The sequence below is a fragment of the Acidaminococcus intestini DSM 21505 genome (assembly GCF_000425045.1).
Taxonomy (GTDB): Bacteria; Bacillota; Negativicutes; order Acidaminococcales; family Acidaminococcaceae; genus Acidaminococcus; species Acidaminococcus intestini.
Window position 1 is genome coordinate 32,809 of the sequence record NZ_AULA01000006.1, and the last position, 25,841, is coordinate 58,649.

The following is a 25,841-nucleotide window of genomic DNA, read 5'->3' on the forward strand; positions in this document are numbered from 1 at the left end:
ACGTTTCATCTGATAACAACTCATTTTACCATAATTTACCGTTGAAATAAAATGCGAACGTCCCAAAGGGTGTGAAAAGTCAGGGACATCTTTGCGTCAAATTCGGAGAAAAACCCCTCTGTCAGCAGAAGGAGGGGTTTTTCTTATAAAAGATGAAGCAACGCAGCTGCAAGGACCGATCGTTCAAAGAGGGAACTGACCAGGGCTTTTTCTTCATCCGTATGGGCACCGCTACCAATGACACCCATTCCACAAAGCGTTGGTATCCCCAGGCTTGCGGCAAGACCCGCATCGGATAAGCCGCCTACTTGAATGCCCTTAATTGGACTCATGGAATAAAAGGCGGCCGCTTCCTGAAGCTTCACAATCAGGCCTTTTCCCCCTTCTTTTAGGTCCATGGCAGGAATCAGATGGGTCAAATCAAGATCCGCCCACGTATCGGGAACGGTCTGGCTTGCCGTGGCCTCCTTTAGGTTTTCCTTGATTTCCTGGGCTAGGCTTTCCGTGCGGTAGCGGACCCCAATACGCAGCGTACATTCCCCAGGAATCGTATTTTCACCAATACCGCCATCGATGGCTCCGCAATTGATCAATTTTCCTCGGGAGATATCATTTTTGCTTTCCAGATAAATGATCTTATGAGCGGCTTCCAAGATAGCGGAACGTCCTTTTTCAGGGCTCGTACCGGAGTGGGCTGCACATCCATGTACATGGATGGATACAGGACCGCCGCCATAGCGTGAGAGAACGACCTGTCCGTTTTCGGCGCAAGGTTCAAAGTTTAAAAAGGCTTTTGCCCCTGTAATTTCCCTGCGCAGCACGGCTTTTGCATTGGAGTGCATATGAAGGGTTTCCTCATCCGTTACAAAAACAAATTTAATTGGAGGCGTGACGAGCGACAGTGCGCTAAGGGCTTTAACCGCATAGAGACTTACGACAAGCCCGCCCTTCATATCTAGGACACCAGGCCCGTGAGCATACCCCTCTTCGTCAATGAAAAAAGGGCAGGTCGACGCTTTTCCTTCCGGAAAAACGGTATCCATATGGCCGGAGAGGATGATGGGACCCTCCCCTTCCTCTTTTCCCCGTTCCGCTATAAGAAGGTCCGGGGCGCCCGAGACTTTTTGGAGCCGTATGGTAAATCCCATGGCGGCCAATTCTCCTGCAAGAAGGCTTCTTACCGATTCAACCCCAGTTGGCTGTTTGGGCCCGCTTTCTGTTTCTACAAGGGTTTTCCACAGCGATAGCATTTCTTTTTCATGTCCATATAGGTAGTGTGTCAGTTTTTCATTGTCTTCCATTGGCAAAGATTCCTCCTTACAATAGTGTGACGACAAATCCAGCAAGCAGGACAGATGTGATGGTAACGGTGACAAAACCAGCTACAAGCATCTTTGGGAGAAGGTAGTGCAGCAAGGCTGCACGTTCCTCCTCATTTCTTCCCATGGCAGCGGATACTTCCTGAGAGACAAGCATCGTTGTAGGAAAACCAAAGGTGCAAGTCACGCCAAGACTCACGCAAAGGGGAAAAGGCAGGGAAAAAAGCCTATTTGTCACAAGCCCCGCCGTAAAAAGCCCCAATATACCCAATAAGGCCGTAGCTGCAAGCGGCGGAAGGACGGAGAGCACTTCCTGCGGGGTTGTCCGGCTCAAAGAAGAAAAGATCACGATGGTAACGAAAAAAAGGATGATGCCGCTTGACTGTGTTTTTTGAAGGATGCCTTTTTCCAAGAATCCCAGTGCGTAAAAAAGGGTCCCAAGAAGAAGACACATGACAAGGTAATGAACCGCCCCACCCGTGAATCTTGAAGCATAATAAGCAATGGAAGCAACAAAAGATAATTTTGCAAGGTGTACGGAAGGACGATCAAAAAGACTGGGAAGGCGGAGCGGCTTTTTGACCTTATTTTCTTCCCCTTCCGACGCATAGCGTTTTACGAAATCCACGTCGTCCCTGAGATTTTTGGCCAAATGGCGCAGCATCAGGGAAGCAATAGGAATCCCGAAGAATTTTTGTGTCACGAGAAGGACAAGACAGAAGGTTCCTACTGTCTCGATTCCTTTTTCCTGTACCGCGTCAAGGATAATGAGCATGGCCGCGTTCCCGCCGGCAAAAATGGGAGACCCTGCGATGGCAAGGGCTCCATCCATGAAAAATGGGCCTAAATAGATGATAAAAATAACGGCCATCGTAACAGAAATCACACTGACTGCTGCCACCTTCCACTGACGGCGAAGTTCAGCAAAATCAATGGTGGTGCCCAAGGAGACAAGAAGCATTCCCACGGTCAGCATTCCGATTCCTGGAATATGGGCAAGTTGAATGATATCCTTGGGTAAGAGATTGAACCAAAAACCGATGGTTAGGATTACGGAAATCCCAAGAACCGTTGATAGAACAGCATTTGAACGCAGGGCGATGATTTCGCTCAAGGCGTAAAGAAAAAATAAAATCGTTATGGCAAGGATACCAGGCATAATCACACCTCACAAATAACTTGACAGATTCTTTCGGTGGCCTTTTTCCGGTAAAGAAAAATGGTCAAAAGCGTAATGAGAGCCAAACAAAGGGCTGACCCCAGCATACTGATGATAGGAAAAGAGCAGGTACCGCAATCGATGGGCATCAGCAGGCCTGTGGACACCATAATAACCAACGAAGATGCTGATCATCACTCTAGTTGATATAATGGCTCCAGCTATGATCAGTCGATTGACAAACATGAAGAGATAAGGGGTTGTTACAGAGGTTCCGAAAGCAAGATTGATAAATAGACCGTGAACGGCAAGAGTCCTATCGTCGCGGCACTGTGGGTAAAGGATGGCTGCAAACGTAATCCGTCCGGGTACCATAATAAGCTCCATCATATCGAAGGCGCAAAGAAAAGAGCTTCCTCGTCTGTTCTATTTCAATACGGATAATAGGCAGAATGAGTGCTGCCAATGAAAGCAATCTTTTTCGTCATTATCCGGTTCCCCCTTTTCTTCTCTGCTGCTAGACTGCGCATGGAAAATGTAAATCTTACCTTACACCTCTTTATCGCGCTGTGTCAATAAAGAAGAGGAAAATAGAAAAAACACCCTTCCCGTCTGTTTCATTTGATACGGTAAAGGGTGTTCATTGTTTAGGATTTATTCTTATCCTTTTCTTTGGAAAGGATAATCTGCTTGGGTCCGTGTTCGGAACTTTCCGGAACCAGTACATCATTGAAACTGATTCCCCTCGTATGAAGCGTATGGCTCCATACATGTTCATGACGGTGAAGGAATCCCAGCACCGTAATGGGTATCCAGCTATAAACAAAGATCGGATAAAAGATGGTATAGAACCAAGATTTAGGTGCTGCGTGGATTTTTAGAAGGATTACGGCAGGAATGACGTACTGACCAATCCCAATGACCTGCCAGATTTCATAAGGCAGGATGGCATAGAGCACGTTCGTGTAAAATGGAACATAGGTGTAGATTGTACTGGCAATGACAAACAGCGTTGAAAGAAGGAGGAAATAAGGCTGAAAAAGATCGATGACACCGTCAAGGATGATGATATCCCGTTTTTTGATGCCTTCCTTCAGGAGCTTTGGAATATACCGTTCCCCCACATCAAAGTGGCCTTGTACCCACCTTTTTCTCTGGTTCCAAGACTGTTTAAAGGTCAGGGCCTTTTCATCATAGACAATCGCATTGTCACACCAAGTCGTTGGAATGCCTTCCAAGAGGGATTTCATGGTAAATTCCATATCTTCCGTCAAGCAGGTTGCTTCCCATCCGTACTTCTTAAGGATATCCACGGCAATGCACATCCCTGTTCCGCCAAGAATGCTGGAAAGGCCAATATTGTATTTGGCTCTGGACCAAACTGCATTGGTGATCCAGAAGGAAATGGCAAAGACACCGCTTACCCACGTATCATTAGGGTTCTTGGAATCAAGATACCCCTGGATGAGGCGTTCCCCTTTTTGATAGCGGGAATTCATTTCCATGAGAAAGTCAGGATGGACAAGGTTATCGGCATCAAAAATAACAACCGCGTCAAATTGACGATTCATTTCAAAAAGCCGCTTGAACATCCATTCAAGGGCAAAGCCCTTCCCCTTTTCCGTATCATTAAAGCGCTCATGAACGCTGGCTCCGGCCTTGCGTGCGACGTCCGCAGTATGGTCCGTACAATTGTCGGCTACGACAAAAATCTCGTACATGGAATCAGGATAGCGAAGCATGCGAAGATTTTCCACTAGTTCGCCAATCACTCGTTCTTCATTATGAGCTGCTGCAATGACAGCAAAGGTTGTCTTCGGCGTTGTAATTTTCTTTTCTTTTTTTCCAGGCAGGATTCCGAATAAAGACAGGACAAAATAGTAAATGGTAAAAAATACAATCATGACCTGAAGCGGAATCATGATGATGTCAAAGTAACTCGTCATGAAGGACTCCTACTTACTCCCCTGCTTTTTTCCCCGTAACCTTTACATAAATGGCGTTGAGGACCCCGCAAATCGTGTAGGTAAACATGATGATAAAAGGCCAAGCATGGAAATTGGTTACAAGCATATAAAGACCAATGGCAAAAGACAAGATGACAGGAACCTTGAAAAGAGGATTGCCGTGTCCCTTGAAATCAGGGTAACGAACTTCACTGTACATCAATTTTGCCACTAACAGCGTCAGGATGGCTGTCCCCATCGGCCCAAATTGATAACCAGAAAGCACATAGGTCACAAGGACGCAGGCACCAGCCGGCGCCGGCATCCCTTCAAAATACCCAGAAACAACGCTCGTGTTGACATTGAAACGAGCCAGGCGCAGTCCCGCGCCAAAAGTGAAGAGGGACGAAATGATTTGTCCCCAAAGACCCAGATCCGTAAGACCATAAGTATAAATCAAGACAGCAGGAGCCATTCCGAAAGAACAAACATCGCAAATGGAATCCATTTCCTTTCCGAATTCCCCACTGACGCCAAGAAGACGTGCAGCCCGTCCATCGCAGGAATCTGCAAGGACGGCTAAAATAATGAAGATGGCAGCCCTTGAAAATTCACCATCCATGGAAAGATAGATGGATAAAACCCCAAGGACCATGCTGAGACCACTGATGCTGTTTGGAACCATGCGTCTATAATTCATTGTACTTGCTGCCTCCCCATAATTGTTATGCCGCCTTTGACTTTATCTCCCTTTTTGACAAGGATTTCTACGTCGCGAGGAACGATAAGCTCCGTGCTGGAACCAAATTTAATCATTCCGTACGTTTCCCCTTGCAGAAGCTGCTTACCAAGCGATGTCCAAGAGACAATGCGCCGGGCAAGGATACCCGCAATCTGGACGACGAGAACACGGCTTTGTTCGTTTTCAAGTCCAATGGCCATGCGTTCATTGACGATGGGCGCAGATCCCTTGAAAGCGGGCTCAAAGCCGCCGCATGTATAGCGCAGATATTTAACATAGCCCTTCATAGGTGCGCGATTAGTATGGACATTGAAAACGGATAAGAAGATGGTTACCTTCTTTGCTTCCTCATGAAGAAATTCGTCATCAAAGAATTCCTCGACAGCCATGACAGTCCCATCAGCCGGGGAATACAAGACATGGGGATCATCCGGCAGGGGGCGGTCCGGTTCCCGAAAGAAATAGGCAAAGTATATGGTCAGGATGAGCGGAATCCCAGCAAATGCCGGATCAGCCAAAAAGCCGACAAGGATGGTCGCTGCAAGACCTGTAAAAATGAACGGATAGCCGTCCTTTATGATTGTATATCGGGTCACGCCCTCACCTCCACTATTTGGTTATTATAATACAATTCAACACCCTTTGTCTATTTATGGGTTCTTTTTTCCTTCTGGACAGCAAGGACAAAACGCGGCAGGGCCATCATACGACCGATTCGGCTCGGTTCCTTATAAAGACGATAGAGCCATTCCAGGGAAGCTTTCTGCATCCAGTGAGGGGCCCGCGTCGTCTTACCGGCAAGTACATCAAAGGATCCTCCCAGTCCAATCCGGATAAGGGGCCGCAGCTGTTTTGCGTGATCACGCAGCCAGTACTCCTGCTTGGGCGCGCCAAGAGCTGCAAATAAGATCTGGGCCCCAGAAGCATTGATTTCGTCAATGATTTCCTCTATATCTGTTTCTGAAAAATACCCATTCCGCGTGCCAACGATGGAAACGCCGGGAGCCAACATCTCAGCTTTGGCTTTTGCAGCTTCTGCGATACCAGGAGCGGCTCCAAAAAAGTAGAGTTTGATTCCTTCCTCAGCTGATTTTTTGATCAGTTCCACGAATAAATCAAAACCAGCCACCCGTTCAGGGACTTCATATCCTAAGGTGCGGCCAGCCCAGACCGTTCCCGCCCCATCTGCAAGAACCAAATCGGCCTGTTGAAGGAGCGTACCATAGCGTTTGTCGTTCCGTGCCATCATGATGATTTCAGCGTTAGCCGTGACCACCTGTGTGGGCATCTTCTTTGCAATCCGATCCATGAGGAAGGAGACTGCTTCTTCCATGGAAAAAGGCGTAACAGGAACGCCAAGGATATTAATGGCCTTTTTCATGAGCATACCCTGCTCCTTTCCATAAGTTAGATGGCTCTTGCTTCAGATGGCACTTCTGTGAAATTGATACCAGGATTCCGCTCCAAGAGCCAGTTAAGATTCCATTCATTGGAAACAAGAACGACGGGACGGCCAAGTTTATCATAGACAAGCATCCCATTATCAAGGCCCTTCATATTACGAATGGCCTCGGCATCATCAGCATAGACCCAGCGAGCCACACTGTAGGGCAGGCGATCCATGAGAAGTTGGGCGCTGTATTCATTCTTAAGGCGATAATCCAGAACTTCTAACTGGAGGACACCGACTACTCCTACAACAAAGCTTTCCATGCCAATATTCTTTTGACGGAACACCTGGATGGCCCCTTCCTGTGCCAGTTGAACAATACCCTTTTCAAACTGTTTGCGTTTGAGGGAATCCTTAGGCTGGACCTTTGCAAAAATTTCAGGCGGAAAAATAGGAAAATCCTCGAATTGGATCTTATTCTTTTCACTTGTAAGGGTATCCCCAATGGTAAAGATGCCAGGATCGAAGACGCCAATGATATCACCAGGATAGGCTGTTTCTACGGTCGTCCGTTCCTGTGCCATGAATTGCTGGGGCTGGGAAAGCTTAACTGGATGATTGCCTTGGAGGTGCCAGACGGTCATGCCCTTCTCAAATTTGCCGGAGCAAATGCGCATAAAACTGATACGGTCGCGATGGGCCGGATTCATGTTGGCCTGGATTTTAAAAATGAAGGCGCTAAAATTCTCATCGTCAGGCATGACGACACCGCCATCCTTTAATTTGCGAGGCTGCGGCGCGGGGGACAGTTCCAGAAATTTTTCAAGGAAAGGCCGGACACCAAAGTTTGTCATGGCAGACCCGAAGAACATCGGCGTCAGTTCCCCATCCAGGACCTTTTGGAGGTCAAATTCATCACCGGCTAGGTCAAGAAGCTCAATGTCATCGAGCAGTGTCTGATAATTGGCCTCGCCGATGGCTTCCTTGATGGCAGGATCGTTTAAATCCCCCGTCGTTGATTTAAGGATCTTGCTGCCATGGCTGTTATCATTGTCAAAGAGTTCCACCTGTTTTTTGATTCGGTCGTAGACCCCGATATAGTGCCCATCAACCCCAATTGGCCAATTGATAGGGAAAGCATTAATATGAAGGATCTTTTCGATTTCGTCCATAAGATCCATAGGGGCCCGGCCATAGCGGTCCAATTTATTGACAAAGGTAAAGATCGGCAGTTTTCTTCGGTGGCAGACCCAAAAGAGTTTTTTCGTCTGTGGTTCCACGCCCTTGGCCGCATCAATCAGCATGACCGCGGAATCGGCAGCAATCAAGGTTCGATAAGTATCTTCACTGAAATCTTGATGGCCCGGTGTATCAAGGATATTAACGCGGTACCCATCATAATCAAATTGGAGCACGCTGCTTGTAACAGAAATCCCTCTCTGTTTTTCAATTTCCATCCAGTCAGAAACGGCGTGACGATTTGTTTTGCGGCTCTTGACCGATCCGGCAAGATGGATGGCGCCCCCATAAAGAAGCAGTTTTTCGGTCAAGGTCGTTTTACCAGCATCCGGATGGGAAATGATGGCAAAAGTCCGCCTTTTATTGATTTTATCCTGTAATTCACTCATCGATGAAACTCCTCCTAAAGCCCGGTTAAGGTCAATTCCGTATGCTATGTTCATACCCTGAAAGAGGCATGAAAAAACGCCACAAAGTTTCGAACTTTATGGCGTCAAATCACAAATTGGTCGGAGCGGCGAGATTCGAACTCACGACCTCTTCCACCCCAAGGAAGCGCGCTACCAAACTGCGCCACGCCCCGACAACAGTAATAATTTTACTCGATATTCTCCATAAAGTCAACCCTTATTTTTGAAATCACGAAAATAAAGGAGGCTTCATCAGAATCTTTCCGCTTCTTCTGCTAGAGAAACAACGGCTCCTTCCGTGTCTATGCTGACCTGATGAAGGGTGCACGCAATGCCAAGCTTACGGAAGGGTGCTGCTAGAGCCTCTGCAATGCGGGAGCGATCCTTTTCCTCCGGTACATAGGCCATAAGGGTCGAACCCGATCCTGAGATGACGGCATTGTACGCACCGGCATCGCGAGCCCCTTTGAGGGCCTCTGACGCCCCCGGGATCAGGGGAAGCCGATACGGCGTATGAAGCTTATCTTCCAGCGCTTCCGGAAGGTTTTCAAAGTGTCCTGTAATGAGTGAGCCGACGAGCATAGCTGCGCGGCTTGCAGAATACACCGCATCCTTATGAGGAATCTCTTTCGGCAGAACCTTCCTTGCCTCTTCCGTGGATACATGAAGGGCTGGGACCAAGACAATCATGCCCAGAGGACAGGCCGGCAGAAAACGCAAGCTTTTGACCTTGTCATCGGCCATGATATTGATGGTGATCCCACCGAGGATGGCAGGTGCTACATTATCTGGATGCCCTTCAATGAGGGTTGCTTCCGTAACCAGTTCCTTTTTGGTCAGCGGTGATCCCAGCATGGCATTAGCTGCCATAAGACCAGCCACTACAGCCGTCGAACTGCTTCCGAGCCCCCTTGATACAGGTACGTGTATGACGCTTGTGACGCGGATTCCCGTTTCCTTTCCCTGATATTTCTCCCATAATGCATAAAAGGAAGAGACCGCCAGATTATGGCGGCCCAAAGGAAGGATTTCGGCACCTTCCCCTACCCCTGAGACTTCGATTCCCTGCGGAATCCGTTCAAAAGTAAATACATTATAGAGGGAACAGGCAAGTCCTAAGCAGTCAAATCCAGGTCCGCAGTTGGCGGAAGTTGCAGGGACTCGGACCGTGACTTTTTGAACGTCCATACTTTCCACTCCTTTGCTGACTTAACAGATGGATTGGTCATCTTCAACGCGAAGTACGTTGCTGATGCGATTGACGACTTTCGTTACTGCCAATTCCTTTGTGGCTTCTTCCAGGTCATAAACGGAAACAGGATGAGTAATTACAACAATTTCTGCTAAATCACCTAATTTACGAGTCTGCAGGACATTGAAGAGACTGACCTCGTGTTTGCCAAAGACACTGGCAATCTGTGCCAATACACCAGGCGCTTCGTCGACGAGAAGGCGCACGTAAAACTGGGAGAAAACTTCCTCCTTAAGCGCCAGGGCTTTCTCTTCATAGCAGGTACAGCCAACCCTGCCATTGCATCCTTCACGGATGTTACGGGCACATTCAATGATATCACCGCACACCGCACTGGCCGTCGGAAAACGGCCGGCACCGCGGCCATAAAACATGGCCTCACCAATGGGCTGACCTTCGATATAGACGGCATTAAAGACATCATCCACCGACGCAAGCGGGTGATTCTTACGAAGCATCGTTGGATGGACCCCCACAGAAATCTTCCCATTTTTCAACTGCTTGGCGATTCCCAAGAGTTTGATGGTGTAGCCCAGTTCCTCTGCATAGACGATATCACGAAGGGAGATCTTTTCAATACCTTCAATTTCGACTTCATCCAAATGGACCCGTGTATTGAAGGCAATGGAAGAAAGGATGGCAATTTTTCGCGCTGCATCAAAGCCACCGATATCAGCGGTTGGATCCGACTCGGCATAACCTTTTTCCTGTGCCTGTTTGAGCACTTCTGTAAAATCCATATGCTCTTCAGTCATCCGGGTCAGCATGTAGTTCGTCGTCCCATTGATAATTCCCATAATGAGGGAAATCCGGTTGCTTGCCAAGGATTCTTTCAGCGGTCGAATAATGGGGATTCCCCCAGCCACCGATGCCTCAAAAAGAAAATCGACATGGTGGGCTGCTGCCAACTCAAAGAGTTCTTTCCCGTGAACAGCCACAACATCCTTATTGGCCGTAACAACGTTCTTACCGGCCAATAAGGCTTTTTTCATGTACTCAAGGGCAGGATGCTCCCTGCCAATCAGTTCAACAACAATATCAATATCAGGGTCACCGGTGATTTCTTCGATATCCGTGACAACTGGCAGGGACGGATCCAAAGCATGCACCTTTTCCGGATGCCTTGCCAACACCTTTTTGATACGGATAGGTGTCCCCACCCGTTCCGTAATGAGCGCTTCATGATCTTTTAGGACAAGAATCACGCCTCCACCGACGGTTCCTGTGCCCAAAAGCCCAATATTGATTTCTTTTTTCAAAATAAGGACCCCTTTAATCGACCTGACCAAGCACGTTCAGCCGTTTTACTCCTTCGATGAGGCGAACCTTATCCAAAAGGGCCTCCATATCGATGGTGAGGAATTTTGTTTCCACGGAAATGGTTGTGTTGGCAACACCCTGCAGGGGAACACCTTGGTTGATCGTGATAACACTTCCCCCATCAGCGGCAATTGTGTTGAGAACGCTAGAAAGAACACCTGGTTTGTGTTCCAGGAGCAGGGAAATAGTGATGACCTTTTCACGACTTGCATCATAGAAGGGAAAGACGTAATCCTTGTATTTGTAGTATGCACTACGGCTTAGCCCAACCTTTGCAACAGCTTCATTGACAGTCTTAAGTTTACCGCGTTTGAGGATTTCCTTGACCATAATGGTTTTTTTGATGGCTTCAGGTAGGATTTCCTCTCTGACTAAATAGGACTCTGATTTTTTTTCGTTTGTCATGTTGCATCTATCCTTTTCCAAAGAATGTTTATCCTTTCTAGAAGGACATTATATCATAATTCAATAATTAGTTCCACTCTTTCTTCCCCGATCGTGACATAAGATCATGGGCCGCAAGAGTGATTTCCTTATGATGGTACAGAACTTCATAAAGTTGATCGATAATAGGCATTTCGACACCAAGTCTGTGAGAAAGGGCATAAACGGTCTTTGTCGTACTCATGCCTTCAATGACCATATGGGTCCCTTGCTCTATGTCCTTGGCAGCTTTTCCTTGGGCAAGCAAGGTGCCTGCCGTATGGTTGCGGCTCAAAGGACTTGTGCAGGTCGCGACAAGATCTCCGATTCCACTTAGCCCGGCAAAAGTTTCCTGATGGGCTCCCAATTTAAGCCCAAGTCTTGTCATTTCTGCAAGGGCTCGGGTAATGAGAGCTGCCTGACTGTTTTCACCAAGCCCCAGACCCGAAATCATCCCTGTCACAAGGGCATAGCAGTTTTTCAGGGCACCGCATAACTGAACGCCAAGGATATCGTCTGAAATATAGGGCCGAAAATATCCATTGAGGAACAGATCCTGCAGGATTTTTGCTGCCTTTGGATCTTTTGAGGCGATGACGGAAGCACTTGGCTGCTTTTGGGCAAGTTCCTTAGCAAGATTGGGGCCGCTTAATGCTGCGATGGCCTGTGCCTCAGGAAAATAGTGTTCCAACACATCCGACATCAGCTTTCCCGTTTCCCGAGAGAATCCTTTTGTACAGGTAAGAAGGATCTTTCCTTTCCCTTTCGTAACCCTGGAAAGGTCACTGCATACAGTCCCCATCCCCTTTGATGGGACAACAAAGACAAGGACCTCCGCTGTTCCCACCCATTGAAAATCATGGGTTACATGAATGGATGGTGAAAGCGTAAGGTCTGGCAGATAATCGTTATTGATCCGCGTCTGTTCAATGAGCGCGGCTTTTTCTGGATTCCGAGCCCAAAGCACGACGTCATGGCCATTATCAGCAAGGATTTTCGAAAGGACGGTTCCCCAGCTTCCTGCACCAATTACAGCGATGGACATGGTTTCCTCCTTATTTTTTATCTTTCACGGACAGATGACCTTCCCGAATTTTGTTTTCCGTGCCGTGAAAGAGTCGGACCATATTTTCATAATGGCGGACAATGACAACAGCAGCGATGATTGCCGTAAAAATAACAAGAGGAAGATCGTAGCCTAAATAATAGGCGCCAAGAGGTGCGCAAAAGGCAGCCACAATGGAACCCAACGAGACATAGCGTGTGACAAAGACGATGGCAAGCCATACGGTGAGGGCAAAAACAGAAACATCAGGCATGAAATAAAGCAGGACACCAAGCCCGGTAGCAACGCCTCGTCCGCCTTTAAAATGGAGGAAACAGGAAAAACTGTGCCCCAAGATGGAGGCAGCTGCACAAGCAAGCTGCGGCCAAAGGTCAGTGGACACAAAACGGCTAACCAACAAAAGAGCCACAACGCCCTTGCCCAGATCCCCCAATAGGACCAGGGAAGCCATGCGCGCACCGACCGTTCGAAAGACGTTCGTCGTCCCAATATTATGGCTTCCGTACTGCCTAATATCAATGCCGCAGATGGCTTTTACAAATACGAGGCCACAAGGAATGGACCCCATGAAATACCCGATAAGAGCTCCTAACAATACACTCATTCCAATGCGCCTTCCTTATGGGTCAGTTATCTTCATTCTTACCGCGTACAATGAGATTGATGGGCGTTCCTTGGAATCCAAAGGCTTCCCTCAGCTTATTTTCAAGGTAACGCTGGTAGGAAAAGTGCATGATTTCCGGTTCATTGCAGAAAATCACGAAGGTCGGCGGTTTGACCTTGACCTGGGTTGCATAAAGAATTTTCAGGTGCTTGCCCTTTTCCATGGGCGGTTGGTTCATAGCCACGGCATCGGTCACAACCTGATTGAGGACGGATGTTGAAATCCGCATGGCATTAGCTTCGGCCGCATCTTTGATAAGATCGGGCAGGCGGCTGATGCGCTGCTGCGTCAGGGCCGAAACATAAACGACATTGGCATAAGGCATGAAGATGAGTTCTTTTCGAATAGTTTCCGTATAATGAACAGTTGACATCTCATCCTTTTGATACAGATCCCACTTATTGACAACAAGGACAATACCCTTGCCTGCCTCGTGGGCATAGCCTGCAATCTTTTTATCCTGTTCGGTAACGCCATCAACGGCATCGAGGACCATGAGGACAACATCGGAACGGTCCACTGCACGTAGGGTACGGATAATGCTGTACTTTTCAATCGGTTCATCGATTTTCCCTTTGCGGCGCATCCCTGCCGTATCGATGAAGAGGTAAGTCTGACCATCCTTCATGACAGGAACGTCAATGGCATCACGGGTTGTCCCTGCCACATCGCTGACGATGGAGCGGGTCTGCCCAATGATGTCATTGAAGATGGAGGATTTGCCCACATTCGGTCGTCCAATGATTGCAACCTTGATGACGTCATCATGATCATCATCATCGGATTCATCCTCATCAGGAAAGTGGGATACAACGGCATCAAGCAGGTCGCCGAGGTTAAGTCGGTTGGACGCCGAAATCATATAGGGTTCTCCAATGCCCAGGTTATAGAATTCATAGGCTTCCAGTTCCTGGGTCGGCGTATCGGCTTTATTAACAGCAAGGACGACCGGTTTTTGGGCCATACGGATCAGTTTGGCCACTTCTTGGTCTTCTGTCGTAACCCCTGTACGGGCGTCACAGACAAAGAGGATGACATCGGCTTCCTTGATGGCAATCTTAGCCTGCTCCCGGATGGAAACGGCAATGGAGTCGGTATTGGCAATTTCAATCCCGCCCGTATCGACCATCATGAAGCGGCGGTCGAGCCATTCTGCTTCGGCATAAAGCCGGTCCCGCGTGACACCCGGCGTATCTTCCACAATGGAGATGCGGCTGTCCGCAAAAATATTGAATAAAGTTGACTTGCCGACATTCGGTCTGCCGACAATGGCAACAATGGGTTTACTCATATAGGATTCCTCTTTCAATCATTCTGGTCATACTTCCGGAGCCATGAAACAGCTTGGGCCGTCTCGCCGGTTAGATAATATCGCGCCTCGTGAAGATCCCTGAAGGTTCTGCAGCCAAGAAGGGTATAAAAGTCAAGAACCTTGTTCAGCAACCGCTGCAGAAAATGAATGGTTTCCTCAGTTCCTTCCTGCTGAATCTTTTGCAGCAGATTACCTGCCATGGCAACCGCTGAAGCCCCAAGGACCTGGGCCTTGACCACATCAAGGGCGCTCCTGATGCCTCCTGAGGCAATGACCCCATTTCCCCAACCAACCGTCTGTACGACGGATAGCAGGGACAGGACCGTGGGGATGCCCCATTCCGAGAGCTCTTCATTGCCTTCTGGGTAACGCTGATGCTCGATGGCAGGGAAATTGGTTCCCCCTGCCCCACCAATATCAAGGAGTGTTACGCCAACATCAAGGAGGTCCTGGGCCTCTTTTTTGGCCATGCCGCAGCCTGTTTCCTTGACAATAACAGGGACCCCAACACCTTGTACCATAGCTTCTATATGAGATAGGCAGTTCGAAAAGTCCCGATCCCCTTCTTCCATCGCAAGTTCCTGGGCAGGATTCAAATGAATCTGAAGGGCGTCGGCAGAAATCATGTCAATAGCGGCCTTTGCCTGCTCTACAGAGGCAAAAGCACTTAAATTAGCAAAGATGAGCCCCTTGGGATTGCACTTTCGGACAATCGTATAGCTATCTCGATGAAGCCCCGTTCGCACCGTACCAAATTGGGAACCAACGGCCATGGCTGAACCCGTTTCGCGGGCGACAATGGCCAGTGATTCATTGATTTTTGCGACCGCGTCTGCCCCGCCTGTGATGGCATTGATGATAATCGGATGGGCCAGAGCGGGCAGGCCTGGCAGTAAGCAAGTCAGGTCCACCTCATTACGGCAGATGCCTGACAGGCAATGATGAAGCAAATGAACGTCAGAAAAGCCGGAAGCGCAAGGCCCATCCCCGACACAAAGTGCGTATCGGATATGATCGAGCTTACGACTTTCCCGGCTTTTCATTGGAGACTCCTTTAATTAGTTGGCTTCGTTTTCTACCTCAGCGAGTTTTTCACCCAGATCCTGGGAGAGAGCGCCTTTTTTGCCTAGGTACTGGCTCATTTCAGCCTTTTCAGCATCTTCCTTTGCTTTGGTGATGCTGAGGGCAATCTTCTTATGTTCCGTGTCAACACGCAGAACCTTGACCTTGACTTCCTGACCAACTTCCAGAACATCTTCCGGTTTTTCGATACGCTGTTCGGAAATTTCGGAGATGTGGATCATGCCTTCGTTCTTATCATTCAATTTGACAATCGCACCGAAGGGAAGGAAGCGAAGAACCGTACCGGTAACAATGTCACCGACATGGATGTTCTTTGCAGCAGCCTGCCAAGGATCTTCCTGAAGCGCTTTAACAGAAAGGCTAATACGGCCTTTTTCAGCGTCGAGGCCTTTGATGTAGACTTCAACTTTGTCACCGACTTTGTAGAGATCGGCCGGTTTGACGCTACGATCCCAGGAAATTTCAGAGATATGAACAAGGCCCTGAACAAAAGGTGCAATTTCAACGAACATCCCGAAATCGACGATGCTCCGAATCGTCCCTTCAACAGTTTCACCTTCATGGAAGGTTTCAAAAGCCTTATCCATGGCTTCCTTGCGTTCTTCTTCACGGCGAGCGCGTTCTTCCTTATAGGCAGCGTTTCTGGCAGCACGTTCTTCTCTCAGGACATTTCTGCGGGAGAAGACAAGACGTTTCTTTTCAGGGTTGATTTCAAGAAGGGAAACTTCAAGTTCCTTACCTTCATATTCCTTGACATCATCCACATGTCTAAGATCAAGGTGAGAAGCAGGGATGAATCCTGTTAGGCCTTCATAGGCAACGGTCAGGCCGCCTTTAACGGCACGCAGGCCTTTAACGGTAACCACTTTCTTTTCATCAGTGAATTCTTCCGGCAGTTTCAGCCAAGCCTGGTCAGCTTCAGCTCTCGTCTTGGAAAGAACAACGAGACCATCCTGATTTTCGCTGGCAATGACTTTCAGCGTGACCTTATCGCCTTTATTTACAGTGGGAGCGACGGTTTCCTTGGTACCACCCTGAACCCATTGGTCAAAGGGTACGGAACCTTCGCTCTGGTAACCAAAGTTAACAACCACTTCATCTTTGGTTACGTCGATGACCGTGCCCTCAACAATCATACCAATGTGCAGTTTCATGCTTTCTTCTTGTCCCAACAGTTCTTCCATCGTTTCCATAGCTACAATAGCCTCCTCAATAATTTCCTGCGGTGTAGATGCACCAGCAGTAATGCCAATTTTTTCTGCTCCGGCAAGCATGGATAAGGTAATCTCGCTAGCGTCCTGCAAAAGATAGGTTCGGGGATTGATAGGGCGTGCAAGTTCCGCCAAATGGCGTGTGTTGGCACTGTTTTTTCCGCCAAAGACAAAGAACGCGTCACAGTTTCCAGCAAGTTTCCTTGCTGCTTCCTGACGTTCAGCAGTGGCTGTACAGATGGTCCTTTCCACTTTGTAGTCACCAGATCGTTTCTCCTGCGACAGATGAAGCAGAAGGTTAAACTTCCCTGCCTCAAAAGTCGTCTGGCTCACTACACCAAACTTATCTCTTACAGGAAGAGATTCCAGGTCATCAGCTGTTTCGATGACCAGAGAATCCTTACCTGCCCAAGCCTTGATACTTTGCACCTCAGGATGACGCTTCTCCCCAATGATGATGACAAACCGACCTTCCTTGGAAAGGGCGGCGGCTGTCTTTTGTGCTTTCCGCACATGGGGGCAAGTGGCATCAATGATCTTAAGTCCTTTTTGTTCGGCTTCCTCATAAATTTGAGGAGCTGCACCATGGGAACGAAAGATAACCGTATCACCAGCGGAAAAATCGGCCAGTGTTTCCTTGCATTGTACACCTTTTTGCGCGAGCGATTCCACAACCCGAGGGTTATGAACAATTTCACCTAGGGTGGCAATACTAGTATTATATCCTTTTACGTTCATTTGTGCAATGTCTATCGCACGTTTTACTCCATAACAAAATCCACAGGGATCTGCGACAATGATCTGCATGGCTCAAATGCCCCCATTTTCCTTGATGAGACGGGATATTTCACCCATCAGTTCCTCCGTAAAGGCTTCCGTATCTTTTTTACTGCCTTCAGCCCCAAAGACAGAAATAGGTTGACCAAAAACAACTTTGATATGGGGCCAGAAGCCTTTTTGAGCTCCCAGGTTGGACCCTAGGATGGCTGTGGGGACTACTTGTGCCTTTCCCTTGATGGCAATCGCCATGGCACCTGGTTCTGCTTTTCCGAGCTTTCCCGTCCGGATCCTGTGCCCTTCTGGAAAGATTCCAAGGACCTTACGGTCTTTCAGAAGTTTCAAGGCATGACGAATGGCATGCGTATCGGCAGCCCCGCGATGGACCGGAAAGGCGCCCAAGGAGCGGTAAAGCGTTCCTAGAACAGGAACAAAAAGTTCTGATTTGGCCATAAAGTGAATGGGTCTTGAAGCCGCCGTTCCAATCATAGGAGGATCAAGGAGACTGACATGATTGGAAGCGATGACAACAGGTCCTTCGTGAGGAATGTTTTCGCGGCCAATGGTCTCCAAACGGAAAAAGATGGAAAACAGTACTCTAAAAAGCAGCTGTACAAATCGGTACCACATGAGATTCATCTCTCCTTTTTAGCCAAGGACAGGATTGTTTCCGCGACTTCCTGAATGGACATCTGTGTAGAATCAATGAGCACTGCATCATTTGCCTTTTTGAGAGGAGAAATCGCCCTTGTCTCATCTAAACGATCCCGCTCACTGATTCTCTTTTTAAGGTCTTCCAAAGAAACAGTCTCCCCCTTCACCTTAAGTTCCTCAAAGCGCCGGCGAGCCCGTTCTTCCACGGAGGCAGTCAAAAAGACCTTAAGCTGGGCATGCGGAAAGACGACCGTGCCAATATCACGTCCATCCATGACAATCCCACCGTTTTTTCCCATCTTCCGCTGCTGAGCAACCATTGCTGTGCGAACGCCGCCATAGGCACTGACCTGTGAAACATTCCGGGAAACTTCAAGGCTACGAATGGCATCTGTAACTTCGTGATCATTGAGATAGACCTGGTTCCGGCCATCTTCATAGCGGAAAGAAATCTTGATGCCTTGGGCCATTTGAGTCGCAGCCGATTCTGTAAGAGAAAGTCCTGCAGTTAGGCAGGAAAGGGTCACAGCACGATACATGGCCCCTGTATCGATATAGGCATAGCCAAGACTGGCAGCGACTTTCTTTGCAATCGTGCTTTTCCCTGCTCCCGCAGGGCCATCTATAGCAATGATGATCTTTTTCAATGTCATTCCTCTTTTCAAAGTTCAGCTGCTTCTTTTCCCGCTACATAGCCGGAGGAAAAAGCCGCCTGCAGATTATAACCGCCTGTAAAGCCATCTACATCCATGACTTCACCGGCAAAAAAGAGATTCGGGTAAAGCCTGGAAGCAAAGGTCGATGGTGAGATTTCCTTGATGCTTACGCCGCCGCTTGTAACAATGGCTTCTTCAAGAGGGCGCGTCCCCGTAACCGGAAGGGGAAAACCCTTGAGGACATCAACGAGACGAAGGCGTTCCTTGCGTGTCAGCTGATTGACAGGCTGCTCAGGCACCAAACAGGCCTCTTCTATGACAAAGGGGATAAGGGCCTGGGGCAGCAAGTCGTGCATGCCCGCTTTGAGGCCTTTGCGGCTGTATTTCTGAAAATCCCGCTGAAGCCGCGCGTCAAGCTGCTCCCGGGTAAGCGCCGGCTTAAGGTCGATGGAAAGATTCAAAAAGCCTTGCGGATGGGCTTTGAAATAACGCGCCGCTTCCCGGGAAAGGGTAAGAATAATGGGTCCGCTGACTCCAAAATGAGTAAAGAGCATTTCGCCAAATTCCTTTCCTACCAGCTTTCCTTTATCCCAAAGGGAAGCCTCTACATTGCGCAGGGATAGGCCTTGGAGGGCCTTCATGTCCCCCAGGTCGCAATTCAAGGGAACCAAAGCAGGACTCGGCGCAATAATGGTGTGGCCAGCTTGCTGGGCAAGGTCATAGCCGTCCCCCGTTGATCCAGTTCGCGGATAGGAAGCCCCTCCTGCCGCAATGATAAAGGCATCAGCTTCATAATAGCGACCATCTGTATCATATACGGCACTGACCTTACCTTCTTGACACGCTAGCTGCGTGATTCGGCGGTGAAAGAAAATCTTTCCTCCAAGTCCATAAAGGATTCCTTCCAGAGTCCGAACTACATCGGAAGCTTTATCGCTTTGGGGAAAGACGCGGCCTCCCCGCTCCACTTTGGTTTTTAGTCCATGGCTTTCCAAAAGAGCAATCATATCTTCATTGGTAAAGCGATGAAAAGCACCGAAAAGGAATTTGCCATTACCCGGGATATGGGCAATCATCTCATCCATCGTGCAGTGATTGGTGATATTGCAGCGCCCTTTCCCCGTAATCATGAGCTTCCTGCCAGCCCGTTCCATTCGCTCCAGGATAGTTACGTCGGCTCCCCTCTGGGCTGCAGAGATTGCCGCCAAAAGTCCCGCCGCCCCGCCGCCAATGATAATGACCTTATTCATGATGCATCACCAGCTTCTTCAAATGCACGACTTCATCATCTGTCAATTCGCGATAGGCTCCTTTTTTGACACCCTGTAAAGAAAGGAAAGCGACCTGAGTCCGTTTGAGTTTCCTCACAGGATAGCCAATGGCTTCGCACATGCGCCGAACCTGGCGATTGCGTCCTTCGTGAATGGTGACTTCAAAAATTGACTGATCACGACGGGAATCATAGCGTTTGACCTCCACGAGGGCAGGCGCTGTCATCCCATCACACAGACGGATACCCGTCCTCAGCTTGTCCAGCTTTTCTTCTTCAACGTGCCCGTCGACAACGACTTCATAGGTCTTATTGATGTGATAACTGGGGTGGGTCATGCCTTGGGCCAAGGCGCCATCATTCGTCATAATGAGAAGGCCCTCCGTCATGAAATCCAAACGGCCCACTGGATAGACGCGTTCCCGTTCCTTATCCATCAGCTCGGCGACCGTCCTGCGGCCCCGCGGGTCCTTCATGGTGGTCATGACGGCAGGCGGTTTATTGAGCAGGAAATAACGGTGTCTTTCCTTGCGCAAGGGACGCCCGTCAATGAGGATCCGATCCGTAGGAGAGACCTTTGTTCCAAGTTCTATCACGGGCTTGCCATTCACGGTGACCCGTCCTTGCAGGATGATCTTTTCACACTCCCGGCGGCTTGCAACGCCAGAGGCTGCCATCATTTTCTGCAGCCGTTCAACTTGTACTTCCGTCATTTATTCATGCCCCGTCTGGTCCAGACTGGGTACTCCTTCCTCATGTACAGATTCTTTATCTCTTCCTATGTCCGCCGCCTCTTCCCTTTTAAAGACCCCATCCAGAAGTTCTTCAGGCAGTTCCGGCAACGCAGAGAGGGATTCAAGGCCAAAGGTCACAAGAAACTTTTCTGTCGTGCCATATAAAATAGGCCGCCCCATGACTTCCTTGCGGCCAACTTCCATAATGAGTTCCATCTCCGTCAAGGTACTAACAACCCCATCAACCTTGACCCCACGAATGGCTTCAATCTCACTTTTGGTAACCGGCTGTTTATAAGCCACAATGGCGAGAGTTTCCATAGCTGCGTTCGAAATCTTCTGTTCCTGCTTTTCGTAAAGATCCCGGATCACACTAATGGCCTCTTTTTTAGTGACCGCCTGAACGCCCCCAGCGACTCGCCTTAGTGTAAGGCCCCGATCCTCCTCTTGATAGGACGTTGAAAGCAGACTCAAGAGATCATCGGCTTCATTCAGCGAAAGATGAAGCGCACTGGCTATCCTGTCAAGGGATAGGGGGTCACCAGCGGCGAAAAGCAAGGCTTCAAGCTGTCCCAGTTTCGATATCGCCATGAGCGGTCTCCTTTCGTTCTGTAATATAGATAGGGGAAAAGGCGCCATCCTGCTGAATGGAAATCTGCTTTAGGCGCAGCAGTTCTAAAAGGGCCAGAAAGGCAGCAATGGTTTCACTCCGATTATGTCTGGCATGGATAAAGTCGGTAAAAGCCAGTTTCTGTTTTTTACTTTTCTTTTTTCTCAGAAGGTGGAGAACTTCTTCCATTTTGTCCTGGACATGGAACTCCTGCCGCGGAATAACAGCCGGGCGCTCGTCTGGAGCAGGAATCATCCTGATCAGGGTGCGAAGCAGATCGGCCATGGTGTAGGACTTGATCTTTCTTGTCCCTGTATCCAGCTTCATAGGTGCCCGAACAGCAAAAAGGCGGGATTCCGTAAGGCATTCCCTAAGGAGTCCAGCCCTTTTCTTGAACTTTTGGTAGAGAACAAGCATTTCTACGAGCATGTCCCGCGGATCGTTCTCTTCATCCTCTTCCGCATCATCCTTTGGCAGGAGCATACGGGATTTAATTTGAAGCAGCATCGCTGCAATGAGTAGAAACTCACTTGCCATATCAAGGTCATAGACCTGCATCTCATTGATGTATGAGATATACTGCTGCGTAATTGATACGATGGGGATATCGTAGATATCGACTTTATCTTTTTCAATGAGATGGACAAGCAGGTCCAGCGGTCCTTCAAAATCAGGCAGTTTGACGGTCAAGGCTTCCGACATAAAACGCAATCCCCCACAAGCTGTCCCCCGTAACGCAAGGCCGCTTCCCTTACGGCAGGAAAAAGGCAAAAGGCGTCAGCAGAAGATAGCTGACTTCACTGGCCAAACGAAGATAAAGCGTTGCAAGAGGACTGATGATGATTCCAATTATACCTGTAAAACACAGGACAATCAAGATAAGGTTCGAATAAGGCCCAACAAGATTGGCATAGCGATATTGCGCACTGGGCGATAAGAAATAGCTCAGGACCTTGAATCCATCCAAAGGTGGGAGAGGCACCAAATTGAAGAAGGCAAACCAAACATTGTATAAGCTTAGCCACTGCAGGAAAAAATGGACGCTGTAAAACGTTCGGGAAGCAAAATAGCGCAGGAAAAATCCGTCCAGTGAAAGGGCCAGGAAACAGAGAAACAAATTGGCCAAGGGTCCAGCAAGGGCCACCTTCATCATGTCATGTCGGGGGTGCCGATAATATCTTGAGTCGACCATGACAGGTTTGGCCCAACCAAAACCGACAAGAAGCAGGACCAAGGTTCCGATGATATCCAAATGGGCCAAAGGATTCATCGTAAGGCGCCCCTGCGCACCTGGGGTTGGGTCACCCAAATGCGTGCTCATGGCACCATGGGCATATTCGTGAACCGTAAGGGCCATAAGCAGGGCCGGGATGCGGTAGATAATGGTTGCATCAAGGGAAAGCATAATGGTATTCCTTTCTGAAACAACATAAGGAAGCATGACGCGGAACTGTCCGCTGCCCTTCAGATAAAAAGCAAGGGTGCCGAATAGACCAGCACCCTTGATGCAGATTATTTTCGATGTTCTTTTAGACCATCCCGCAGATATTCATTGAGGATACTGACATAAGTTCCTTTCATTCCCAGGGATTCGGTCTCGAGGACGCCCGCGCTTTCAAACTTACGCAGGGCATTGACGATGACGCTGCGCGTAATACCGGCCTGGTCAGCAATCTTACTGGCTACCAGAAGGCCTTCATCCCCTGGCAGTGCCTTCAGGATTTCAGAGATGGCTTCCAGTTCGCTGTAGGACAGATTTGAAAAAGCAATCTGAACCATAGCCTTTTTACGGGAGGCTTCCTCGATGTGTACAGCCTTGTCATGGAGCAGCTGCATGCCGATGACAGTAGCTGCATATTCTGACAGGAGTAAATCGGAATCGATGAACTCCTTCTTGAACTTTCCAAGGATCAGTGTACCTAGACGGACCCCGTTTCCAAAGATAGGGACAACCGTTGTATATTTGCTTTCAAAAAGACATTTGGTATCATCACTGAAGGCACACATATTCTTGACAAGTCGATAGTTGGAAGAGGTCTCACGAATCTGTTCCAGCCACTTTACATAATTTTCAGGAAAACGGCCAACGTCAAGGACCTTTTTGATCATCAGTTCACATTCAAATCCATCAAGGATTGAATAGCCCAGCAGTTCACCTTCACTGGAAACAATGTAGATATTGGCCTTGATGACGTCCTTGAGGACTTCGGCCATCTTTTTGTAGCTGATGACTTCCGTGTTCTGCAGAAGCTTGTTGATCATTCTTGTTTTTTCTAATAATGCCAGCATGCTGTCTCCTCCCATTACGCTCTTGGATGATGTTTCTTATACACCGATGCAATTCGGTCCGCTGTGACATGCGTGTAAATCTGCGTTGTTGATAAACTTGCGTGTCCAAGCAGTTCTTGAACGGAGCGCAAATCCGCTCCGTGATCGAGTAGATGTGTGGCAAAAGTATGCCGAATCGTATGAGGGCTGACGTGTTTTTGAATGGACGCCATTTCCACATAACGGTCAAGGATACGTCTCACACTGCGTGCTGTAAGAGGCGTACCTCGATGATTGACAAAGATGAAGTCATGAGAAGGGACTTCATACTTTTCCATGAGTACGCGCCGAGCTCCTGTCAAGTAAGCGTTCATGGCCCTAATACAGGGATGACCTAAGGGAACGATCCGTTCCTTATGGCCCTTTCCCAAAAGTAGGGCATAGCGATTGGATAGGTCCAAACGGGTCAACGTCAGTCCCACAAGCTCCGACACGCGGCAGCCTGTTGAGTAGAGAAACTCCAGCAGTGCCCGATCCCGCTGACCTAGCTCCGTAGAAAGATCAGGCAGCTCCAAGAGATGATTCATCTCGAACTCCTCTAAAAAAACAGGCAGTTTTTTTTCGAGTTTTGGGGTCTTGACCTTGGTAAAGGGATTCTTGTCCGTAAGGCCTTCACGCATGAGATATCGATAAAAGGACCGCAGGGAAGAAATGCGTCGGGCAATAGTTCGTCTCGCCTTTTCCTCCCGATGAAGCTGGGCGAGATAAGAACGGATATCAAGAAGGGATACCTCAAGCCAAGTAGCTTTCCCCCGACCTGACAAAAACACGGAAAAAGCAATCAGGTCATCTTTGTAGTTCAGGATTGTATTGGGGGAATCATTGCGTTCTACACGCAAATAACGAAGAAAACGCTCAGCCATTGGGTCCAGTACATTATTCATGGCAAGCACCTCCCCCATTCATGAAATTGTAGGTAAAATCCTAATAATTCATACTAGCACATATAAGTTAATTGTGCAACAAATTTTTATAATTTTCCAAAATATCCAGTGCTCTCATCGCGATGGCGTGATTCTTCTCTTTTTTACCACGGATACGTGGACCGTCCCACGGGGCAATGAGTCCAAAATTAATATTCATGGGCTGGAAATGCTTGACTTCTGGATTGCTGATGTAATGAGACAGGGCACCAATGGCCGTTTCCCTGGGGAAAAGAAGCTTTGCCTTTCCAGAAAGGGTACGGGAAAGGTAGATGCCTGCAGCAAGGCCGGAGGCTGCCGATTCCACATACCCTTCCACACCTGTCATCTGACCGGCAAAATAAAGGTGAGGATGACTCCTCAGGCTGTAATCGGCATCGAGAAGAAGCGGTGAATTGAGGTAAGAATTTTTATGCATCACACCATAGCGGATAAATTCAGCCTCTTCAAGGCCGGGAATCATCCGGAAAACTCGTTTTTGCTCTGGCCAACGCAAATGCGTTTGAAAACCAACCATGTTAAAGAGGCTCCCTGCCCCATTATCCTGACGCAGCTGGACAACGGCATAGGGATCTTCCCCCGTTCGGGGATCGGGAAGCCCAACCGGTTTCAAGGGACCAAATCGCATGGTATCCTCGCCGCGAACGGCCATTTCTTCAATCGGCATGCAGCCTTCAAAGACCATCCCATGTTCAAAGTCCTTTACGTCGGCCACTTCGGCTGTGCGCAGAGCTTCCCAAAAACGCAGGTATTCCTCTTTGTTCAAAGGGCAGTTGTAATAGGCGGCCTCCCCTTTTCCATAACGGGATGCCTTATAGGCAATCTCCTCGTTGATGGATTCCAAGGTCACAATAGGCGCGGCTGCGTCAAAGAAATGGAAATAGTCCTGGGAAACAAGATTCTGGATTGCGCCAGATAAGGGTTCACTCGTAAGGGGGCCTGTTGCTACAATGACGTAATCTTCTTCTGGAAAGGAAAGATCGATTGTTTCCTCTTCAATGACTGTCACGAGCGGATGATTCCTGATGGCTTCCGTAACTCCTTGGGCAAAACCCATACGGTCGACAGCCAATGCCCCGCCAGCGGGGACGCGGTGTGCGTCCGCCTGAGCCATGATGAGGGAGTCCAACCGCCGCATTTCCTCCTTTAAAAGGCCGACGGCATTTTCAATGTTATCGGCCCGTAGGGAATTGCTGCAGACAAGCTCACTGTAATATGCCGTATGGTGAGCAGGATCTGATTTTTTGGGACGCATTTCGTGCAGCTTGACAGGGATTTTCCGCGATACAAGCTGCCATGTGGCCTCACTGCCTGCAAGGCCCGCACCAATCACATGAACAGTCATAGTTTCTT

General features: G+C 48.6%; 26 protein-coding genes and 1 tRNA gene. All 27 read right to left on the reverse strand.

The genetic code is table 11. The features are described 5' to 3' along the window. Positions 1-143 precede the first annotated feature (143 nt). The 27 genes from H503_RS0102685 to trmFO all read right to left on the reverse strand — a co-directional run bounded on the left by H503_RS0102685 (position 144) and on the right by trmFO (position 25,833). Positions 144-1,301, reverse strand: a complete 1,158-nt coding sequence (locus H503_RS0102685; RefSeq protein ID WP_009014747.1) for a M20/M25/M40 family metallo-hydrolase — start codon at positions 1,299-1,301, stop codon at positions 144-146. A gap of 16 nt (positions 1,302-1,317) precedes the next feature. After that, positions 1,318-2,478: a hypothetical protein gene (locus H503_RS0102690; RefSeq protein ID WP_014128466.1), complete on the reverse strand. Its 1,161-nt coding sequence runs from the start codon at positions 2,476-2,478 to the stop codon at positions 1,318-1,320. A gap of 9 nt (positions 2,479-2,487) precedes the next feature. Then, complete coding sequence (locus H503_RS0102695) at positions 2,488-2,853, reverse strand: hypothetical protein (protein WP_016459520.1); 366 nt, start codon at positions 2,851-2,853, stop codon at positions 2,488-2,490. Between the two features lie 272 nt (positions 2,854-3,125). Beyond that, positions 3,126-4,424, reverse strand: coding sequence for a glycosyltransferase family 2 protein (locus H503_RS0102700; protein WP_009014745.1), 1,299 nt, complete (start codon positions 4,422-4,424; stop codon positions 3,126-3,128). Between the two features lie 13 nt (positions 4,425-4,437). Beyond that, positions 4,438-5,124, reverse strand: a complete 687-nt coding sequence (gene pssA / locus H503_RS0102705; protein WP_009014744.1) for a CDP-diacylglycerol--serine O-phosphatidyltransferase — start codon at positions 5,122-5,124, stop codon at positions 4,438-4,440. Then, complete coding sequence (locus tag H503_RS0102710) at positions 5,121-5,762, reverse strand: phosphatidylserine decarboxylase (RefSeq protein ID WP_009014743.1); 642 nt, start codon at positions 5,760-5,762, stop codon at positions 5,121-5,123. Before H503_RS0102710 ends, pssA begins: the two co-directional genes overlap by 4 nt. Before the next feature lie 50 nt (positions 5,763-5,812). Beyond that, positions 5,813-6,553: a WecB/TagA/CpsF family glycosyltransferase gene (locus H503_RS0102715; protein ID WP_009014742.1), complete on the reverse strand. Its 741-nt coding sequence runs from the start codon at positions 6,551-6,553 to the stop codon at positions 5,813-5,815. A gap of 20 nt (positions 6,554-6,573) precedes the next feature. After that, positions 6,574-8,184, reverse strand: a complete 1,611-nt coding sequence (locus H503_RS0102720; protein ID WP_009014741.1) for a peptide chain release factor 3 — start codon at positions 8,182-8,184, stop codon at positions 6,574-6,576. 117 nt (positions 8,185-8,301) lie between these two features. Beyond that, positions 8,302-8,378: transfer RNA gene (locus H503_RS0102725), tRNA-Pro, on the reverse strand. A gap of 79 nt (positions 8,379-8,457) precedes the next feature. Then, positions 8,458-9,393, reverse strand: a complete 936-nt coding sequence (gene thrB, locus H503_RS0102730; RefSeq protein WP_009014740.1) for a homoserine kinase — start codon at positions 9,391-9,393, stop codon at positions 8,458-8,460. 21 nt (positions 9,394-9,414) lie between these two features. Next, positions 9,415-10,716, reverse strand: coding sequence for a homoserine dehydrogenase (locus H503_RS0102735; protein WP_009014739.1), 1,302 nt, complete (start codon positions 10,714-10,716; stop codon positions 9,415-9,417). A 13-nt stretch (positions 10,717-10,729) separates the two neighbouring features. After that, positions 10,730-11,182: an ACT domain-containing protein gene (locus tag H503_RS0102740; RefSeq protein WP_026385420.1), complete on the reverse strand. Its 453-nt coding sequence runs from the start codon at positions 11,180-11,182 to the stop codon at positions 10,730-10,732. Between the two features lie 67 nt (positions 11,183-11,249). Further along, positions 11,250-12,245, reverse strand: coding sequence for an NAD(P)H-dependent glycerol-3-phosphate dehydrogenase (locus H503_RS0102745; protein WP_026385421.1), 996 nt, complete (start codon positions 12,243-12,245; stop codon positions 11,250-11,252). A gap of 10 nt (positions 12,246-12,255) precedes the next feature. After that, positions 12,256-12,870, reverse strand: a complete 615-nt coding sequence (gene plsY / locus H503_RS0102750; protein ID WP_009014736.1) for a glycerol-3-phosphate 1-O-acyltransferase PlsY — start codon at positions 12,868-12,870, stop codon at positions 12,256-12,258. A 22-nt stretch (positions 12,871-12,892) separates the two neighbouring features. Then, positions 12,893-14,221 (reverse strand): ribosome biogenesis GTPase Der, encoded by a 1,329-nt coding sequence (gene der, locus H503_RS0102755; RefSeq protein WP_016459518.1) that lies wholly within the window; start codon positions 14,219-14,221, stop codon positions 12,893-12,895. A gap of 14 nt (positions 14,222-14,235) precedes the next feature. Continuing rightward, positions 14,236-15,285 carry a type 2 isopentenyl-diphosphate Delta-isomerase gene (gene fni / locus H503_RS0102760; protein ID WP_009014734.1) on the reverse strand — a complete coding sequence of 350 codons (1,050 nt, stop codon included), beginning with the start codon at positions 15,283-15,285 and terminating at the stop codon, positions 14,236-14,238. 15 nt (positions 15,286-15,300) lie between these two features. Next, positions 15,301-17,343, reverse strand: coding sequence for a bifunctional 4-hydroxy-3-methylbut-2-enyl diphosphate reductase/30S ribosomal protein S1 (locus tag H503_RS0102765; RefSeq protein WP_009014733.1), 2,043 nt, complete (start codon positions 17,341-17,343; stop codon positions 15,301-15,303). 3 nt (positions 17,344-17,346) lie between these two features. Next, positions 17,347-17,952 (reverse strand): lysophospholipid acyltransferase family protein, encoded by a 606-nt coding sequence (locus H503_RS0102770; RefSeq protein WP_009014732.1) that lies wholly within the window; start codon positions 17,950-17,952, stop codon positions 17,347-17,349. After that, positions 17,949-18,620, reverse strand: coding sequence for a (d)CMP kinase (gene cmk / locus H503_RS0102775; RefSeq protein WP_009014731.1), 672 nt, complete (start codon positions 18,618-18,620; stop codon positions 17,949-17,951). The genes H503_RS0102770 and cmk overlap by 4 nt, the downstream gene beginning before the upstream one ends. An 8-nt stretch (positions 18,621-18,628) precedes the next feature. Then, the gene (locus tag H503_RS0102780; RefSeq protein ID WP_009014730.1) at positions 18,629-19,873 is read right to left on the reverse strand and encodes a BaiN/RdsA family NAD(P)/FAD-dependent oxidoreductase; all 1,245 of its coding nucleotides are present in this window, start codon (positions 19,871-19,873) and stop codon (positions 18,629-18,631) included. Beyond that, on the reverse strand, positions 19,866-20,606 hold the full coding sequence (locus tag H503_RS0102785; protein WP_009014729.1) for a pseudouridine synthase: 741 nt from the start codon (positions 20,604-20,606) through the stop codon (positions 19,866-19,868). Before H503_RS0102785 ends, H503_RS0102780 begins: the two co-directional genes overlap by 8 nt. Then, the gene (gene scpB, locus H503_RS0102790) at positions 20,607-21,218 is read right to left on the reverse strand and encodes an SMC-Scp complex subunit ScpB (RefSeq protein WP_026385423.1); all 612 of its coding nucleotides are present in this window, start codon (positions 21,216-21,218) and stop codon (positions 20,607-20,609) included. Continuing rightward, a complete protein-coding gene (locus H503_RS0102795) occupies positions 21,190-21,939 on the reverse strand; it encodes a segregation and condensation protein A (protein WP_009014727.1) in 750 nt (249 codons plus the stop codon). Before H503_RS0102795 ends, scpB begins: the two co-directional genes overlap by 29 nt. A gap of 49 nt (positions 21,940-21,988) precedes the next feature. After that, positions 21,989-22,642 (reverse strand): site-2 protease family protein, encoded by a 654-nt coding sequence (locus H503_RS0102800; protein WP_009014726.1) that lies wholly within the window; start codon positions 22,640-22,642, stop codon positions 21,989-21,991. A 107-nt stretch (positions 22,643-22,749) separates the two neighbouring features. Further along, positions 22,750-23,526 (reverse strand): GTP-sensing pleiotropic transcriptional regulator CodY, encoded by a 777-nt coding sequence (gene codY, locus H503_RS0102805; RefSeq protein WP_026385424.1) that lies wholly within the window; start codon positions 23,524-23,526, stop codon positions 22,750-22,752. Between the two features lie 14 nt (positions 23,527-23,540). Beyond that, positions 23,541-24,449 (reverse strand): tyrosine recombinase XerC, encoded by a 909-nt coding sequence (gene xerC, locus H503_RS0102810; RefSeq protein WP_009014724.1) that lies wholly within the window; start codon positions 24,447-24,449, stop codon positions 23,541-23,543. Positions 24,450-24,516: 67 nt separating this feature from the next. Next, positions 24,517-25,833, reverse strand: a complete 1,317-nt coding sequence (gene trmFO, locus H503_RS0102815) for a methylenetetrahydrofolate--tRNA-(uracil(54)-C(5))-methyltransferase (FADH(2)-oxidizing) TrmFO (RefSeq protein ID WP_009014723.1) — start codon at positions 25,831-25,833, stop codon at positions 24,517-24,519. Positions 25,834-25,841 lie beyond the last annotated feature (8 nt).

Bases quoted from the DNA above. Each gene is read 5' to 3' on its own strand.
- H503_RS0102685 (WP_009014747.1), bottom strand. From the start codon at position 1,301: ATGGAAGACAATGAAAAACTGACACACTACCTATATGGACATGAAAAA.
- H503_RS0102690 (WP_014128466.1), bottom strand. From the start codon at position 2,478: ATGCCTGGTATCCTTGCCATAACGATTTTATTTTTTCTTTACGCCTTG.
- H503_RS0102695 (WP_016459520.1), bottom strand. From the start codon at position 2,853: ATGGTACCCGGACGGATTACGTTTGCAGCCATCCTTTACCCACAGTGC.
- H503_RS0102700 (WP_009014745.1), bottom strand. From the start codon at position 4,424: ATGACGAGTTACTTTGACATCATCATGATTCCGCTTCAGGTCATGATT.
- pssA (WP_009014744.1), bottom strand. From the start codon at position 5,124: ATGAATTATAGACGCATGGTTCCAAACAGCATCAGTGGTCTCAGCATG.
- H503_RS0102715 (WP_009014742.1), bottom strand. From the start codon at position 6,553: ATGCTCATGAAAAAGGCCATTAATATCCTTGGCGTTCCTGTTACGCCT.
- H503_RS0102720 (WP_009014741.1), bottom strand. From the start codon at position 8,184: ATGAGTGAATTACAGGATAAAATCAATAAAAGGCGGACTTTTGCCATC.
- thrB (WP_009014740.1), bottom strand. From the start codon at position 9,393: ATGGACGTTCAAAAAGTCACGGTCCGAGTCCCTGCAACTTCCGCCAAC.
- H503_RS0102740 (WP_026385420.1), bottom strand. From the start codon at position 11,182: ATGACAAACGAAAAAAAATCAGAGTCCTATTTAGTCAGAGAGGAAATC.
- H503_RS0102745 (WP_026385421.1), bottom strand. From the start codon at position 12,245: ATGTCCATCGCTGTAATTGGTGCAGGAAGCTGGGGAACCGTCCTTTCG.
- plsY (WP_009014736.1), bottom strand. From the start codon at position 12,870: ATGAGTGTATTGTTAGGAGCTCTTATCGGGTATTTCATGGGGTCCATT.
- der (WP_016459518.1), bottom strand. From the start codon at position 14,221: ATGAGTAAACCCATTGTTGCCATTGTCGGCAGACCGAATGTCGGCAAG.
- fni (WP_009014734.1), bottom strand. From the start codon at position 15,285: ATGAAAAGCCGGGAAAGTCGTAAGCTCGATCATATCCGATACGCACTT.
- H503_RS0102765 (WP_009014733.1), bottom strand. From the start codon at position 17,343: ATGCAGATCATTGTCGCAGATCCCTGTGGATTTTGTTATGGAGTAAAA.
- H503_RS0102770 (WP_009014732.1), bottom strand. From the start codon at position 17,952: ATGAATCTCATGTGGTACCGATTTGTACAGCTGCTTTTTAGAGTACTG.
- cmk (WP_009014731.1), bottom strand. From the start codon at position 18,620: ATGACATTGAAAAAGATCATCATTGCTATAGATGGCCCTGCGGGAGCA.
- H503_RS0102780 (WP_009014730.1), bottom strand. From the start codon at position 19,873: ATGAATAAGGTCATTATCATTGGCGGCGGGGCGGCGGGACTTTTGGCG.
- H503_RS0102785 (WP_009014729.1), bottom strand. From the start codon at position 20,606: ATGACGGAAGTACAAGTTGAACGGCTGCAGAAAATGATGGCAGCCTCT.
- scpB (WP_026385423.1), bottom strand. From the start codon at position 21,218: ATGGCGATATCGAAACTGGGACAGCTTGAAGCCTTGCTTTTCGCCGCT.
- H503_RS0102795 (WP_009014727.1), bottom strand. From the start codon at position 21,939: ATGTCGGAAGCCTTGACCGTCAAACTGCCTGATTTTGAAGGACCGCTG.
- H503_RS0102800 (WP_009014726.1), bottom strand. From the start codon at position 22,642: ATGCTTTCCCTTGATGCAACCATTATCTACCGCATCCCGGCCCTGCTT.
- codY (WP_026385424.1), bottom strand. From the start codon at position 23,526: ATGCTGGCATTATTAGAAAAAACAAGAATGATCAACAAGCTTCTGCAG.
- xerC (WP_009014724.1), bottom strand. From the start codon at position 24,449: ATGAATAATGTACTGGACCCAATGGCTGAGCGTTTTCTTCGTTATTTG.
- trmFO (WP_009014723.1), bottom strand. From the start codon at position 25,833: ATGACTGTTCATGTGATTGGTGCGGGCCTTGCAGGCAGTGAGGCCACA.